The following is a 15,223-nucleotide window of genomic DNA, read 5'->3' as shown; positions in this document are numbered from 1 at the left end:
CGGGCCCCATCCGGCGTATGTGACCGAGGAAACGACCGGAGGGCCCGCTCAGACCGTCCACGACGGTTCGAGCTGCACCACGTCCCCCGTGAGCGATTCGACGTCCTTCTCGGTCTCCGCCCGCGCCGACAGCCGGGCGACGCTGTCGGGCCGGTACTTGCCTCGTTCGGCGCTCGACTGCCACATGGACAGCACCAGGAACTCGTGTCCCGGGGCTTCTCCGAAGACTCCGCGCAGCATGCCGGGGGAACCGGCCATGGCGGGGTTCCACACGCGCTGCTGCATCAGCGCGAAGTGGTCGACACGATCCTCGTACACCCGGCTGTGCGCGACCCTGACCACGTCCGCGTCGGTGAAATCCGGCGCGAAACCGGTCTTCACATCGAAGCGGTACTCGAAGAGGCTGACACTCAGGTCCTTGTACATACCGGACTGCGCCGCGGCCAGGGTGTCGTGTCCGCGGGCCATGAAGGAGTCGTAGAAGACCCGGTTCTCCCAGAACGCGAACACGTGGGCGACGTCGGGCCGCCCTCGGCTCCACCCGCCGCTCTGGGTACGGAATCCCGGCTCATCGAGCAGCCCCGCCCACTTCCGCTGCCCCCGCTCGAAACCGCGGCGGTCCACCACGGTGCAGCGAATCCACTTGACCAGCACTGCGCCATCGTACGGCGCCCGGCGTGGCGCGGGTCACGCTCCCCGACCGGCCGGGACCTGTCGGCGCCGATAGCGCACAACTCCGGCCACACCATGGCCCGAATGCGACGACCGATTCCAACGCGGTTGGATCCACGGACAGTTACGGACATGATCTGAGGATGGAAGAGGTCCGACGGTCCAGCAGCGAGGAGGCACGTCCGATGAGCACTCCCAACAAGGACATCGAGAAGGTCGAAGTAAGGGTCAAGTGGGACCCCAGCGCCACCGGCGAGCCCGCCAACGACCTCGACATCATCGCGGCGACGTACGGGACGGACGCCCCCTACGGCAGCCCCGCCTATCTCGTGCACTTCGACAGCAGGTCGCCGGACGGAACCATCACATTGAACCGGGACAGCCGGACCGGACAGGGGTTCGGCTTCGACGAGGTCATGACGCTCGAACTGGACCGGTTGTCGGACGCCTACTCCAGGGTCGTCGTGGGAGTGGCCATCCAGCAGCGCGACGGCCGCAAGACCTTCGGCCAGATAGAGCACACGGCAGTGCAGATCCGCGAGGGCTACACGAATCTGGCGGAGGACGACTTCTCGGCGGTGGCCGCCGCCACCGCCGCGGTCGTCGCGGAGTTCGTCCGGGACGCCTCGGGTTCCTGGGGCTTCAAGGGGGACGTCCGCGGATTCGACGGCGATCCTGATTCGTTCGCCATGATGATGGGGAGCCGGTCCGGCTGACACCCGGCGGGGCACCGGCCCCTCACTCCACCGCGAGGGCACATGAGAAAGATCATCCTGATGATGTCGGTGTCCCTCGACGGCTTCTTCGAGGGACCGGACCGAGAGCTGGACCGGCACCTCGTCGACGAGGAGGTGCACGGTCACTTCAACCGGCGGATGAGCAACGGTCGGGGCTTTCCTGGACGGCCGTGTCACCTACGAGATGATGGCCGGGTTCTGGCCGACCGCGGACAGTGATCCGTCGAGCCCGGCCTCGGTGGCGGAATTCGCGGCCATCTGGCGGGACATGCCGAAGTTCGTGTTCTCCAGGACCCTGGACCGGGCGGGCTGGAACACCACCGTGGTACGCGACGTCGTCGTCGAGGACATCCGCGCACTGCAGGCACGACCGGGCGGGGACATGCTGGTCGGCGGTGCCGATCTCGCCGCGGCCTTCATGCGCCTGGGTCTGATCGACGAGTTCGAGCTGTACGTCCATCCGGTCGTACTGGGCCGGGGCACTCCGCTGTTCTCGCCGTCCGGGGTGACACCGTTGCCTCTCCGGCTCACCGGCACCCACACCTTCGGCAACGGCGTCGTACTGCTCCACTACCGCCGCCCGCGGAGCGAATCCTCCTGACCACGACGGTTCGGCCTGACGGCACGCCGAAGGGGACCGGCCGACGGCCGGTCCCCTTCGCGAGCTGCTGGTCAGCCGCCCGTGCGGTCCGCACCGGACGTCACGTCCGATGCGGCTCCGCCCGGTGTCAGCTGCACCCGCTGGTGGAGCCGCAGCCCTCGCAGATGTAGCAGGAGCCGGCGCGCTGCATCTTCGTGCCGCAGGAGAAGCACAGCGGCGCGTCCGCGCTGATGCCCAGCTGCATCTCGACCAGTTCGGCCGATGTGTGCGCGGCCCGGGGAGCCGGCTTCTCGGCGGCACCCTTCTCGGGCGACGCGACGGCCTTCAGCGGCTCGACGGGAGCGGACTGGGCCAGGGTCTCCACGTCCAGCTCGTCGTTCCCGAAGTCGGGCTCGTACGACCCGGTGTCGAGATGACGCTGACGCTCCTCGGCGGAGTGGATGCCGAGCGCGGACCGCGTCTCGAACGGCAGGAAGTCGAGTGCCAGGCGGCGGAAGATGTAGTCGACGATCGACTGTGCCATCCGTACGTCCGGGTCGTCCGTCATGCCTGCCGGCTCGAAGCGCATGTTGGTGAACTTGGAGACGTAGGTCTCCAGCGGCACGCCGTACTGCAGGCCGACCGAGACGGCGATGGAGAAGGCGTCCATCATGCCCGCGAGGGTGGAGCCCTGCTTGGACATCTTCAGGAAGACCTCGCCGAGACCGTCGTCCGGGTAGGAGTTGGCGGTCATGTAGCCCTCGGCGCCGCCCACCGTGAAGGAGGTGGTGATGCCGGGACGGCCCTTGGGCAGACGCTTGCGTACCGGGCGGTACTCGACGACCTTCTCGACGGCCGTGCGAATGGTGTCCTCGGCCTTGGCGGTGACCGCCTCCTTCTCCTTCTCCTTCGTCTTCGCGGAGAGGGGCTGGCCCACCTTGCAGTTGTCGCGGTAGATCGCGAGCGCCTTGACGCCCATCTTCCACGCCTCGAAGTAGACCTCCTCGACGTCTTCGACGGTGGCCGTCTCCGGCAGGTTCACCGTCTTGGACAGCGCGCCGGAGATCCACGGCTGGATGGCCGCCATCATCCGGACGTGCCCCATGGCCGAGATGGAACGCTCACCCATGGCGCAGTCGAAGACCTCGTAGTGCTCGGTCCTGAGGGCGGGGGCGTCGACCACGTTGCCGTTGTCGGCGATGTGGGCGACGATCGCCTCGATCTGCTCCGGCTGGTAGCCGAGACGGCGCAGTGCCTGCGGCACCGTGCCGTTGACGATCTGCATCGAACCGCCGCCGACGAGCTTCTTGAACTTGACCAGGGCGAGGTCGGGCTCGAGGCCGGTGGTGTCACAGGACATCGCGAGACCGATGGTGCCGGTCGGGGCGATGACCGAGGCCTGGGCGTTGCGGAAGCCGTTCTTCGCGCCGAGGCGGATCACGTCCTGCCATGCCTCCGTGGCGGCGGCCCAGACCGGCGAGTCCAGGTCGTCGACGTGGACGGCCACGGCGTTGGCGTCCGAGTGCTGCTTCATGACGCGCTGGTGCGGCTCTGCGTTGCGGGCGTAGCCGTCGTACGGACCGACGACAGCGGCGAGCTCGGCGGAGCGACGGTAGGACGTGCCCGTCATCAGCGAGGTGATGGCGCCGGCGAGCGCACGGCCGCCGTCGCTGTCGTACGCGTGCCCGGTGGCCATCAGCAGGGCGCCGAGGTTGGCGTAGCCGATGCCCAGCTGGCGGTAGGCGCGGGTGTTCTCGCCGATCTTCTGCGTCGGGAAGTCCGCGAAGCAGATCGAGATGTCCATCGCGGTGATGACGAGCTCGACGACCTTGGCGAAGCGCTCGACCTCGAAGGACTGGTGTCCCTCGCCGTCGTCCTTGAGGAACTTCATCAGGTTCAGCGAGGCGAGGTTGCACGAGGTGTTGTCCAGGTGCATGTACTCGCTGCACGGGTTCGAGCCGTTGATCCGGCCGGACTCCGGGCAGGTGTGCCACTGGTTGATGGTGTCGTCGTACTGGATGCCGGGGTCGGCACAGGCCCAGGCCGCTTCTGCCATCTTGCGGAAGAGGGACTTGGCCTCCACCTCTTCGATGACGTCACCGGTCATCCGGGCGCGCAGTCCGAACTTCCCGCCGGACTCGACGGCCTTCATGAACTCGTCGTTCACGCGGACCGAGTTGTTGGCGTTCTGGTACTGGACGGACGTGATGTCGTCGCCGCCCAGGTCCATGTCGAAGCCCGCGTCACGCAGGGCGCGGATCTTCTCCTCTTCCTTCACCTTGGTCTCGATGAAGTTCTCGATGTCGGGGTGGTCGACGTCGAGGATGACCATCTTGGCCGCGCGGCGGGTGGCGCCACCGGACTTGATCGTTCCCGCCGAGGCGTCGGCGCCGCGCATGAAGGAGACGGGGCCCGAGGCGTTGCCGCCGGAGGAGAGCAGTTCCTTGGAGGAGCGGATGCGGGACAGGTTCAGGCCGGCGCCGGAGCCGCCCTTGAAGATCATGCCCTCTTCCTTGTACCAGTCGAGGATCGACTCCATGGAGTCGTCGACGGCCAGGATGAAGCAGGCCGAGACCTGCTGCGGCTGGGGCGTTCCGACGTTGAACCAGACCGGGGAGTTGAAGCTGAAGATCTGGTGCAGGAGGGCGTAGGCCAGCTCGTGCTCGAAGATCTCGGCGTCGTCGGGGGAAGCGAAGTAGCTGTGTTCCTCGCCGGCCTTCCGGTACGTCTTCACGATCCGGTCGATCAGCTGCCGCAGACCTGTCTCGCGCTGCGGCGTGCCGACGGCCCCCCGGAAGTACTTGCTGGTGACGATGTTGACCGCGTTCACCGACCAGAAGCCGGGGAACTCGACGCCACGCTGCTCGAAGTTGATCGAGCCGTCGCGCCAGTTGGTCATGACGACGTCACGGCGCTCCCACGCGACCTCGTCGTACGGATGCACGCCGGGAGTCGTGTGGATGCGCTCGATGCGCAGGCCCTGCTTGGTCGCAGTCGACTTGGCTCCCTTGGTGCGGGAACCTCGTGCCGGGCCGCTCGCCGTCTCTGTCATGCCGCCTCCCATGTGTGGGCAAAAACGCCCTGAAGTGCCCAGTTCTTCCCAGGGCACAGTGTGTGTCTGATGCTCCGGACGCCACGCGCGGCGTCGCGGAACAGGTCTGGTGCCGCCCTCCGCCGCCCTGCGGGGGCCGGCTTTTAGTTCGTCAATCAGTGGCGACTGCGGCGGGGGCGGGGCCCCCGGGGGTCTCGCCACTCCCGCACCGCTCCGCTCCGCTCCGCTGCTCACGGAGCTCGGCGATGGCGGTCTCGAAGTCCTCGAGCGAGTCGAACGCCCGGTACACCGAAGCGAAACGCAGGTACGCGACCAGGTCGAGCTCCTGCAGGGGCCCGAGTATGGCGAGACCCACGTCGTGTGTCGTCAGCTCGGCGCTTCCCGTGGCCCGCACGGCCTCCTCGACCCGCTGGCCGAGCTTCGCCAGGGCGTCCTCCGTGACGGGGCGGCCCTGGCACGCCTTGCGTACTCCCGAGATGACCTTGGTGCGGCTGAAGGGTTCGGTCACGCCACTGCGCTTGACCACCATCAGCGAGCAGGTCTCCACCGTCGTGAAGCGGCGGGAACAGTCGGGGCACTGCCGACGCCGCCGGATCGACGTCCCGTCGTCCGTCGTGCGGCTGTCCACGACCCTGCTGTCGGGGTGCCTGCAGAAGGGGCAGTGCATGTCTCCGAACCCTCCTTCACAGCACGACTGAATGGCCCTCCGTGCCCCGTTCGGGGCCCCTGAGGACACTCGCAAGCATAGGCGATGAACCCGACCCCGTTGAACCGGGGACCACTACTTATGGGCGGCACGAGCAATGCAACCACTACATCTAGGGTTTTGCTCCACTCCCACCCTCCGCGCGTGTCGCGCTGCGGCGGGGGTCGGCGGGCAGCTTACGGCCCGGCACGAGGGTACGGGAAACGCACGGCCCTCCGGGCCGCGGGCCCCCGGCGGCGGACCCGGGGCACGACCCGCGGACCCCCCTCACAGCACACCCGGGACACACCCCCGCAGAGGGCGGCGGACCGACGGAACGCTAGCGTGATCCTCCGGATCCACCGCCCCGTTCCGGTCCACCGCTACAGCACATACACCCCTCGACAGGTCCGCGGCGGCCCTTTATTTGTTTTTCACTCGAACGTGTGTTTGGCGCAACCTTTCGAAAGCTACTACCGTTGCCTAACCAGGGAGACCATTCGAGAGGGGCCGACGTGACCACCACCGCAGACAGCGCCACCATCACTGCCCAGGACCACCGCTCCCAGGGCCGACTTGAGCCGGTGCATGCCATGAATGACTCAGTCATGAACGCGGAGGGTCCGGAACCCACGCGACCCGCACGCTCCTTGCCCGGCCGTCCCCCAGGAATCAGGGCGGACAGTTCGGGGCTCACGGACCGGCAGCGGCGCGTGATCGAGGTGATCCGGGATTCCGTACAGAGGCGCGGTTATCCCCCGTCGATGCGCGAGATCGGTCAGGCGGTGGGGCTGTCCAGCACATCGTCCGTCGCCCACCAGCTGATGGCCCTCGAGCGCAAGGGCTTCCTGCGCCGTGACCCTCACCGACCCCGCGCGTACGAGGTCCGGGGCTCGGACCAGCCCACCTCGCAGCCGACGGACACCACCGGCAAGCCCGCAGCGTCGTACGTGCCGCTGGTCGGCCGGATCGCCGCCGGCGGGCCCATCCTCGCCGAGGAGTCCGTCGAGGACGTCTTCCCGCTCCCCCGCCAGCTCGTCGGTGACGGTGAGCTCTTCGTGCTGAAGGTCGTCGGTGACTCGATGATCGAGGCGGCGATCATGGACGGGGACTGGGTCACGGTGCGCCGCCAGCCCGTGGCGGAGAACGGCGACATCGTGGCAGCCATGCTGGACGGCGAAGCGACGGTCAAGCGCTTCAAGCGCGAGGACGGCCATGTGTGGCTGCTCCCGCACAACTCCGCCTATCAGCCGATCCCCGGTGACGAGGCGACGATCCTGGGCAAGGTCGTGGCGGTGCTGCGGCGGGTCTGAACGCTGCCGGGTGCGTTACAGGGCTCCGGGACCGCTTCGTCGACCCCGGAGCCCTGTAACGCGCCCACGGACCTTCCCGGAGCCGGGCAGGCAAGGCCCCGGCCCTGCGGCGGGCCGCCCGATGGTTCCCCTGCGGCCCGCCTTTCGCTCACTCCGCGGTCTTGGCGGCCGCGTCGATGGCAGCGAGTGACCGCCGTGCCTGGTTGCGGTCGGTGGTGTACCAGAAGTCCGGCAGGGAGGCGCGTAGATAGCTCCCGTAACGGGCGTTGGCCAGTCGGGGGTCCAGCACCGCGACCACACCCTTGTCGCCCATGGCCCGGACGAGCCTGCCCGCGCCCTGCGCCATCAGCAGCGCCGCGTGGGTCGCCGCCACCGCCATGAACCCGTTCCCGCCGGCTTCCTCGACCGCCTTCTGGCGGGCGCTCATCAGCGGGTCGTCCGGCCGGGGGAAGGGAATCCGGTCCATGACCACGAGCTGACAGCTCGTGCCGGGCACATCGACGCCCTGCCACAGGGACAGCGTCCCGAACAGACAGGTCTCCGGGTCGGCCGCGAAGTTCTTGATCAGCTCGCCCAGGGTCTCCTCTCCCTGCAGCAGGATCGGCTTGTCCTGGCGGCCGCGCAGTTCCTCGGCCGCCGCCTGGGCCGCCCGCATGGAGGAGAACAGTCCCAGGGTGCGGCCGCCCGCCGCCTCCACCAGCTCGGCGAGCTCATCGAGCATGTCGGTGCGGGAGCCTTCCCTGCCTGGCGTGGCCAGGTGCCGGGCGACATACAGAATGCCCTGTTTCGGGTAGTCGAAGGGCGAGCCGACGTCGAGGCCCTTCCACTGCGGGACGTCGTCGCCCGCCATGCCCTCGGGCGCGAGTCCCAGCGACGCACCCACCCCGTTGAAGTCGCCGCCGAGCTTGAGCGTGGCCGAGGTCAGCACAACCGACCGCTCGGCGAACAGCTTCTCGCGCAGCAGCCCGGACACGGAGAGCGGCGCGATCCGGACCGACGCCCCGAAGCGGTCGTGACGCTCGTACCAGACGACGTCGTACTCGGAGCCCTGTGTGATGCGCTCCGCGACGCTGTGGATGGACTCGACGGACGCCATGGCCTGCTTGCGCACCGCGTCCTCGTCCTGGACGGACTTGTCCCGGGTGCCGCCGAGGGCGGAGATCACCGTACGCGCGGCGTCGCGCAGCGCCATCAGCGCGTAACCCAGGTCTTCCGGCACCTCTTCGAGACGCCCTGGAAGCGCCAGCTCCATGACACGCTCGAACCCTTCCGACGCGGTCAGCAGGGCGTCGGCCGCCTTCTCGTTGACCAGCTTCGCCGCACGGCGAACCGCTCGGTTCACCTGGCCGGGGGTGAGCTCGCCCGTGGCCACACCGGTGACCCGGGAGACCAGCTCATGGGCCTCGTCGACGATGAGTACCTCGTGCTTGGGGAGCACAGGGGCGCCCTCGATCGCGTCGATCGCGAGCAGGGCGTGGTTGGTGACGACGACATCGGCGAGCTTGGCCCGCTCCCGGGCCGCCTCCGCGAAGCACTCGGCGCCGTACGCGCACTTCGTCGCGCCGAGGCACTCACGCGAGGAGACGGAGATCTGCGACCAGGCGCGGTCCGAGACACCGGGTGTCAGGTCGTCCCGGTCGCCGGTCTCCGTCTCGTCCGACCAGTCGCGCAGGCGCAGCAGGTCCTGGCCCAGCTTGCTCGACGGGGCGGCCGCCTCGAACTGGTCGAAGAGCCCCTCCTCCTCGTCCTGCGGCGCACCCTCGTGGAGCCGGTGGAGACAGAGGTAGTTCGAGCGGCCCTTGAGCATGGCGAACTGCGGCCGACGGCGCAGCAGCGGGTGCAGCGCGTCGACCGTACGCGGGAGGTCCCGCTCCACCAGCTGGCGCTGGAGGGCCAGCGTCGCGGTGGCCACCACCACCCGCTCGCCGTGGGCCAGCGCCGGCACCAGATAGCCCAGGGACTTGCCCGTGCCGGTGCCGGCCTGCACGAGCAGGTGGGCGTTGTCGTCGACGGCCTCGGCGACGGCCTCGGCCATGGAGACCTGGCCGGGCCGTTCCGTGCCGCCGACGGCGGCGACGGCGGCGTGCAGGAGGTCGGGAAGAGATGGCTTCGTCATAGCGCGTCCACCCTACGGCGCCCCACCGACAACACCGATCGCTCCCGGCCTCACGCGGAGGGGTGGAGCGGGTTGGGGACGCTGCCGTGGACGGCGGCGTGCGGCCGCTGCGACCGGTCGCGGTAGCCGTCCAGATGCAGACGGTTGCGGTTGAGACACAGGCGCTCGATCGTCGGCGTCAGCATGTCGAAGATCTCGAACCGCTCCTTGAGGTCGGGGAAGCGGGCGTGGTGCCTCAGGATCTCGGCACGGACGAGTGACCAGAATTCACCCTCCGGCACGTCCAGTTGCTCCTCGCACAGCGGGGAGAGGTAGCGGAAGACGCCCACGAAGAGCCCCGAGTGGATGAACTGGGTGAGGAAGGAGGGTTCCTCCGTGAGCAGGACGCCCCGGACGTCCGCGGGCATCGTGTCGTGCTCGGGCAGCGGCCGCCTGCTGACGTTCACGTCGTCGACGAAGTCCTTGATCGCGAGGCGTACCGGCACGTCGTTCTCGTCGAAGACGACGATGGCGTTCTCGCCGTGCGGGGAGAACACCGTGCCGTAACGGTAGAGGAAGTGCAGCAGCGGGGGCAGCAGGGCGGCGAAGAGCCTCGTCAGCCAGGCGGCGGGGGTCAGACCCGAGCGGGCGACGAGCTCTGCGGTGAACGCGCGGCCCTCCGGGTCCGTGTGCAGCAGGGAGGCCAGCGTGCGGGCCCGTTCCCCGGGTACGAGCCGTGGCTGGAGGGGCTCCCGCCAGATCGCTCCGAGGATCTCCTTGAACTGGTACGGCGACTCCGGGAGGCGGTCGTAGAACGGGTGCTCGACGGCCACCGAGGCGACCTCGCCGAGCAGGACGACGCCACAGGTGTCACGGAGGAACGGATCGCCCTCGCACAGCCCCTGGACCCATGCGGTGACGGCCGGGGCGGCGAGCGTGCGCTCGGTGGGCAGGCCACGCCAGACGAGGGTGTTGAGGATCGACAGGGGGAGTTTGACCGTGTGCCGGTCGGGCCGTCCCACATTGGTGAAGGTGCGGATGGACTGCTGCGGCAGTCGCAGGTCGTCGTCGGGGTGCAGCAGCACGATGTCGCCGTCCGCGATCGCGGGGGCGAAGAGGGGGATGATCCACTCGTCCCACTGCCACGGATGCACGGGAAGGAACAGGTAGTCCGCCGGGTCGAGGGCCCGTCCGCGCAGGATCGCGGCGAACGACTCCCGGACGCGCGGGTCCAGTTCCTGGTCGTAGAGGTCTTCGGGGGTGGTGAGCTGCCCCACTCCCCGGTAACCGGCTATGCGGGTGCTGACGGCGATCCAGGGCAGTACGGCGGCCGTCCGGGCCTCCGGCGTGAAGCGGGCGGCGTCGGCGGCGGAGAAGCCTAGGCGGCCCTTGTTCGCCACGAGCCAGGGATGCCCGGTCTGGTGTCCCTCGAGCTCGGCGTACGGGAGTTCGGCGAGCTGCGACGCACGGAGCGCGGTGCGGTCGAGGCGGACGTCGGCGGCGAGTGTGGCGGTGAGTTCACGGATGAGGTGGGCGAGCGTGGCCCCGTCGAGTCCGAGGAGTCCGCTGCCGCGGGCGAGGAATCGCAGGGGGTCGCGGAAGGGGATGCCCCCGGCACCTGTGGCGCTGCCCTCGCGGATCGTCGCCGGGTCGACGCGCCAGCTGCCGTAGACACCGCGCCGGGCGTGGAAGCTCAGGTCCGCGCCGTCGTCGAGCGGCACCGTGTAGTCGCCGGTCCGTTCGGCGCCGCCGTCCGTCCGGGGCGTCGGCTCGATGATCTCCTCGTAGGCGAACTCACCGAGCATCTTGGCGAGGAGCCTCACCGCCGCCCGGTCCCAGGCGGCCCGGTCGAGTTCCGGACGGTCGAGTGGCGCGGGCGGTTTCGCCGGATGGTGGCTCGCAGGATATGTCGGCACGTGGACTCCTCCGGGTGGGACCGATGGGGTTCGAGCGGGCTGTTCGGTGCGGCGAGTTCTTCACAGGTGTTCACGGTGGGCTCGGTCACGGACCATCAGGGCGGCGCGCTTGTCGGGAAGGTCCACTTCCGCACAGAAGCGAAAGCCGGCGCCCAGGAAGGCGGAGACGGAGGGCGTGTTACGCAGGTCCGGCTCGGCGACCACACGGCCGCAGAGCGGACGGTTGTCCAGGACGAGGTCGGCGACCGCTCTGAGAAGCACGGTGCCGATGCCCCGTCCGCGATTGCCCACGCCGCCGATGAGGAGGTGGACCCCCATGTCGTGGGGTCGCGCCGGGTAGTGCCGGGCCAGCGGGTCCAGGTCCGCCCGGTAGATCTCCCAGTAGCTCATGGGCGTACCGCCCAGGACGCCGAGGCACGGAATGCTTCGGCCGTCGCCCGCCAGTTGTCGGCGTAGGTGGGCGTCGGTGACCGAGTCCGGCCCGGCGAGCTCCCAGAAGGCGGCGACCGCCGGGTCGTTCATCCAGCGGCTGATCACCGAGAGATCGCGTTCCCGTTCCACCACGACGAGTCGGAACACGCCGGCGGGGGTCGTGACCGGCCGCCACGCGCCGGGGTCGCCCACGAGAGCGGAGGCGTCGGTCCCCGCGGCGGTCGCCGCGGGGACGTCTCCGAGCACGGCGAGAAGCTCCTCCGTGAGCCGCAGCTCCAGGGTGTCCTCGGTGCCGGTGGCGGCGGGCGGGACGCCACCGGTCCCGGTGTCGGCATCGGCTCGACTCACCGTGACGCTCCCCTCTCGTGTGTTCGGTCGGTCGTGTCTCTCAGGCGTGCAGCGGGTTGGTCAAGGACACGTACACGGACTGGGTGTCGACCGGCCCGACGAGTTCGTCGAGGCCGTGCATCCGGGTCAGCAGGTTGGCCTTGCAGCGGAGCTTGCCGGTCTCCAGCAAGTAGGCGGGCAGGGGGGAGCCCAGTGGGGCGGCGCCTTCGAGGAAGCGGCGGAACGCGGCGAGGAGCAGCTCCTCGTCGGCGAGCCGCTGGGAACCGAAGGCGCCGATCAGCCCGAACACGTTGTTGATGCCGAGGTAGTAGGCGAGCCGCTCGTCCGTGACGGCGTCGGAGACGAAGGTGTCGCTGACGGCGCCGATGCCCGGGAGCCGGTGCTCGAGCGCGGACCGGTGGGATTCCCGGAAGTAGTAGCCCTGGTTGTCGCGGTACCTGCCGCCGACGGGCCAGCCGTCCGCGTCGAGGAGCACGATCGTGTTCTGCTGGTGTGCCTCGAGGGCGACGCCGGCGTGTGCGTCGAGCCAGAGGACGGGGAGGACGACGCGGTCGAGGTAGCGCAGGAACCATTCGGCGCACACGGCCCCGGTCGTCCTGCCCGTGCGGGCGGCCAGCGAGGAGATCGTGTCGGAGAGCCGCGAGTGCGTGCCCGGACGGCCGGGCCACGGACGGGGAGCGGTGAGTCCGGCGATGCACACCGCGTCGTCGGCCGGTCCGAACGGGTTGTGACGGAGCATCACGTCGAGCCCGGACACGGGACTGCCGTCCGGGTGGTCCACGGCCAGCCAGGCGGGGTCGCGGACGATGTCGAAGCCGGGGTGCGCCGCCTGCCACCGCTCCGCCAGTCCGGTGCGCAGCAGCCGGTGGACCTCGGCTCCGCGGTGGAGCTCCTTGCGAAGGTTCTCCCGGCGGGAGTTGGTGATGCGTACGCCCAGGGACAGCTTGAGCATCAGGTCGGAGCCGGGGCGGTGCACGGTGCGGACGGAGGACGTGGGATGCCAGCGCTCCCCGTAGGGACCGAGGTCGTGCAGGAGGCCCTTCTCGCACAGGGAGACGACCTCGGGGCGGCGGAGGACCTCCGCCGCCTGCCAGGGATGGAGCGGGAGCGCCGCAGCCCCTTCCGGGAGACTCAGGCCCTCGGCGTGGGGTGCGAGGAGAGCCTCCGCGGAAATGGTCCTGCCGGCCTTCGTCCAGGTGGACTCGGTGGCCAGCACGGAGCGGTCCACGGCCATCCAGTGGAGCGGGAAGGAACCGCGCAGCTCGGGTGAGTAGAGCAGCGTCTCGGATTCGGAGAGCCCTTCGCGGCTCTTGGGCGTGGGGTGCAGGGGGTGGCCGAGGACGAGGGACTGCTCGGCGGTGAGGAAGAGGTCGGCCTCGGGCGACGCGGTGGGGGTGCGGCGCCGGCCCGCGATGAAGGTCGCCGTGTGCCGTACGGAGTCGGCCACCCTGGCCACCAGGTCGGTCCCGGCGTTCCGCTCGCACTCACGGCTCAGCAGTGCGGCCACGGTGACGGCGTCGACGCCCGGGGCGCCGGCGGGAGCGTTCTCCAGGACCGGTGTCCCGAAGCGGTGCAGGCCCGTCGCGGACCAGTGGGTCACCTGGACGATCAGGGCGGTACCGCTCTCGGGGAGCGGAATGCGCAGTGTGCTTCCTGACGGACGGGGCAGGTCGTTCTCCCTGGTCCAGCAGCGCAGCAGGTTCTCCGTCCCGGCCGAGTCCGCTGCCCGGAACGGGTCGGGATCGTCCAGCGGATCCGGCTCGGTGTGGCCGGGGCGGTCAGCCGGGACGGCGACCGCGGGGGTGTCCGTGCCAGGGCCCGGGGTTCCGTGCGGGCCGGCCTTCTGGCGCGGCACGGTCGTCGACTCGACGGCGAGTTGGCCCTCCGGCAGGTCGTGTCCTCGCTGCTGACTGGTCAGGGGGCCGTCGGCCTCGGGCGCGGGGGTGGGGTTCACGGCGGTCTTCCTTCTGGGGGGTCCGGGATCAGCGGGTCGGCCCGGCAGCGGCCCGGCGGTACGAAGAGCGCTCGGCCGCTCTCAGCGCGTCGGCGAGGCGGTCGACGACCGCCGTCGCCTGTTCGTCGGTGAGAGTGAGGGGAGGGAGCAGTCGGACCACTGCGCTGTGTCGTCCACCGAGTTCGACGATGAGGCCGCGGTGTAGGCATTCCTGCTGCACCGCGGCGGCGAGGGCGGGATCGGGCGGCGGGGCGGAGCCGTTCTCGGCGGTGACGTCGAGCGGTTCGGCCCCGGGATCCACGAGCTCGATGCCGATCATGAGACCGCGGCCCCGGACGTCGCCGATGCTCGGATGGTCCGCGCTCAGCGCCTGGAGCCTGGCGATCATGCGTGCGCCCAACGTCCCCGCGCGCTCGGCGAGCCCGTTCTCGCGTACGTACGCGAGGGTCGCGGCACCGGCCGCCATGGCGAGCTGGTTGCCCCGGAACGTGCCCGCGTGGGCACCGGGCGGCCAGAGATCGAGCTCGGAGCGGTAGACGATCACCGCGAGGGGCAGCGAGCCGCCGATGGCTTTCGAGAGCACCATCACGTCGGGCACGATACCGCTGTGTTCGACCGCCCAGAAGGTACCGGTCCTGCCGACGCCGGTCTGTACCTCGTCAGCGATCAGGGCGATGGAACGCTCCTGCGTGATCTCCCGCATCCGGCGCATCCAGCCGTCGGGGGCGGGATTCACCCCGCCCTCGCCCTGGACGGGTTCCAGGATCATGGCGGCCGGAGCGGGTACTCCGCTCCTGGGGTCGTCCAGGAGGTACTCGGTCCAGTGCGCGGCGATGTCCGCGCCGCGTTCCCCGCCGGCTCCGAAGGGGCAGCGGTAGTTCTGGGGGAAGGGCAGTCGCGTCACCCGCACGTCCGTGGCACCGCCGGAGGCGGCCAGGGCACCGGCGGTCATGCCGTGGTACGCGCCGGTGAACGCCAGGAGTTCGCTGCGTCCACTCGCCGCCCGGGTCAGCTTGAACGCCGCCTCCACGGCGTCCGTGCCCGCCGGACCGCAGAACTGGATCCGCGCGTTGTCGGCCAGTTCCCTGGGCAGGGTGGCGAACAGCTCGGTCGTGAAGGCGTCCTTGACGGGGGTGGCGAGATCGAGCACGTGCAGCGGCGCGCCGGAGTCGATGACCTTCCTGATGGCTTCGAGCACCACCGGGTGGTTGTGGCCGAGGGCCAGCGTGCCGGCTCCTGACAGACAGTCGAGGTAGCGCCGCCCGTCGGCTCCCTCGATCGTCATGCCCCGCGCGCGCACGGGCACGATCGGCAGGGACCGCGCATAGGTGCGGGCGGCGGACTCCCGTAGCGCCTGGCGCCTCAGGATCCCTTCGTGCGCGGGGGAAGCTGCCACCGGAGCTGGTTCGGTCACGGCCACGGCTGTCGGTCCTCCTGCG

10 protein-coding genes and 1 pseudogene are annotated in these 15,223 nt (G+C 69.9%); 3 read left to right on the top strand and 8 right to left on the bottom strand.

What is annotated here, in order from left to right; genetic code table 11:
• Window positions 1-48: 48 nt before the first annotated feature.
• Complete coding sequence (locus tag JOC24_RS29980) at window positions 49-654, bottom strand: YdbC family protein (protein WP_205023563.1); 606 nt, start codon at window positions 652-654, stop codon at window positions 49-51.
• Window positions 655-857: 203 nt separating this feature from the next.
• Between JOC24_RS29980 and JOC24_RS29975 the strand changes: the two genes are divergently transcribed.
• A complete protein-coding gene (locus JOC24_RS29975; protein WP_205023562.1) occupies window positions 858-1,388 on the top strand; it encodes a TerD family protein in 531 nt (176 codons plus the stop codon).
• Window positions 1,389-1,430: 42 nt separating this feature from the next.
• A pseudogene (locus JOC24_RS29970) lies at window positions 1,431-2,010 on the top strand (dihydrofolate reductase family protein).
• 127 nt (window positions 2,011-2,137) lie between these two features.
• Here the strand turns inward: JOC24_RS29970 and JOC24_RS29965 are convergent.
• Together JOC24_RS29965 and nrdR are read right to left on the bottom strand one after the other, a co-directional pair.
• Window positions 2,138-5,041 carry a vitamin B12-dependent ribonucleotide reductase gene (locus tag JOC24_RS29965; protein ID WP_205023561.1) on the bottom strand — a complete coding sequence of 968 codons (2,904 nt, stop codon included), beginning with the start codon at window positions 5,039-5,041 and terminating at the stop codon, window positions 2,138-2,140.
• A gap of 151 nt (window positions 5,042-5,192) precedes the next feature.
• Complete coding sequence (gene nrdR / locus JOC24_RS29960; protein WP_205023560.1) at window positions 5,193-5,708, bottom strand: transcriptional regulator NrdR; 516 nt, start codon at window positions 5,706-5,708, stop codon at window positions 5,193-5,195.
• Window positions 5,709-6,241: 533 nt separating this feature from the next.
• On the opposite strand from nrdR, the gene lexA reads away from it, so the two are divergent.
• Window positions 6,242-7,039 carry a transcriptional repressor LexA gene (lexA, locus tag JOC24_RS29955; protein ID WP_031089315.1) on the top strand — a complete coding sequence of 266 codons (798 nt, stop codon included), beginning with the start codon at window positions 6,242-6,244 and terminating at the stop codon, window positions 7,037-7,039.
• A 148-nt stretch (window positions 7,040-7,187) separates the two neighbouring features.
• Here the strand turns inward: lexA and JOC24_RS29950 are convergent, their stop codons facing one another.
• The 5 genes from JOC24_RS29950 to JOC24_RS29930 are packed head-to-tail and all read right to left on the bottom strand — an operon-like array spanning window position 7,188 to window position 15,204.
• Window positions 7,188-9,155, bottom strand: coding sequence for an ATP-dependent DNA helicase (locus JOC24_RS29950; protein WP_205023559.1), 1,968 nt, complete (start codon window positions 9,153-9,155; stop codon window positions 7,188-7,190).
• Window positions 9,156-9,205: 50 nt separating this feature from the next.
• Entirely contained in the window at window positions 9,206-11,050 is a 1,845-nt protein-coding gene (locus JOC24_RS29945) for an IucA/IucC family protein (protein ID WP_205023558.1), read from the bottom strand.
• Between the two features lie 60 nt (window positions 11,051-11,110).
• Window positions 11,111-11,830: a GNAT family N-acetyltransferase gene (locus tag JOC24_RS29940; RefSeq protein ID WP_205023557.1), complete on the bottom strand. Its 720-nt coding sequence runs from the start codon at window positions 11,828-11,830 to the stop codon at window positions 11,111-11,113.
• A gap of 40 nt (window positions 11,831-11,870) precedes the next feature.
• Window positions 11,871-13,784: an IucA/IucC family protein gene (locus JOC24_RS29935; protein ID WP_205023556.1), complete on the bottom strand. Its 1,914-nt coding sequence runs from the start codon at window positions 13,782-13,784 to the stop codon at window positions 11,871-11,873.
• Window positions 13,785-13,812: 28 nt separating this feature from the next.
• The gene (locus JOC24_RS29930; RefSeq protein ID WP_205023555.1) at window positions 13,813-15,204 is read right to left on the bottom strand and encodes a diaminobutyrate--2-oxoglutarate transaminase family protein; all 1,392 of its coding nucleotides are present in this window, start codon (window positions 15,202-15,204) and stop codon (window positions 13,813-13,815) included.
• Window positions 15,205-15,223 lie beyond the last annotated feature (19 nt).

The sequence above is a fragment of the Streptomyces sp. HB132 genome, from assembly GCF_016909575.1.
Taxonomy (GTDB): domain Bacteria; phylum Actinomycetota; class Actinomycetes; order Streptomycetales; family Streptomycetaceae; genus Streptomyces.
The sequence above is the reverse complement of the archived record's forward strand: the minus strand, read 5'-3'. Positions and strand labels throughout refer to the sequence as shown.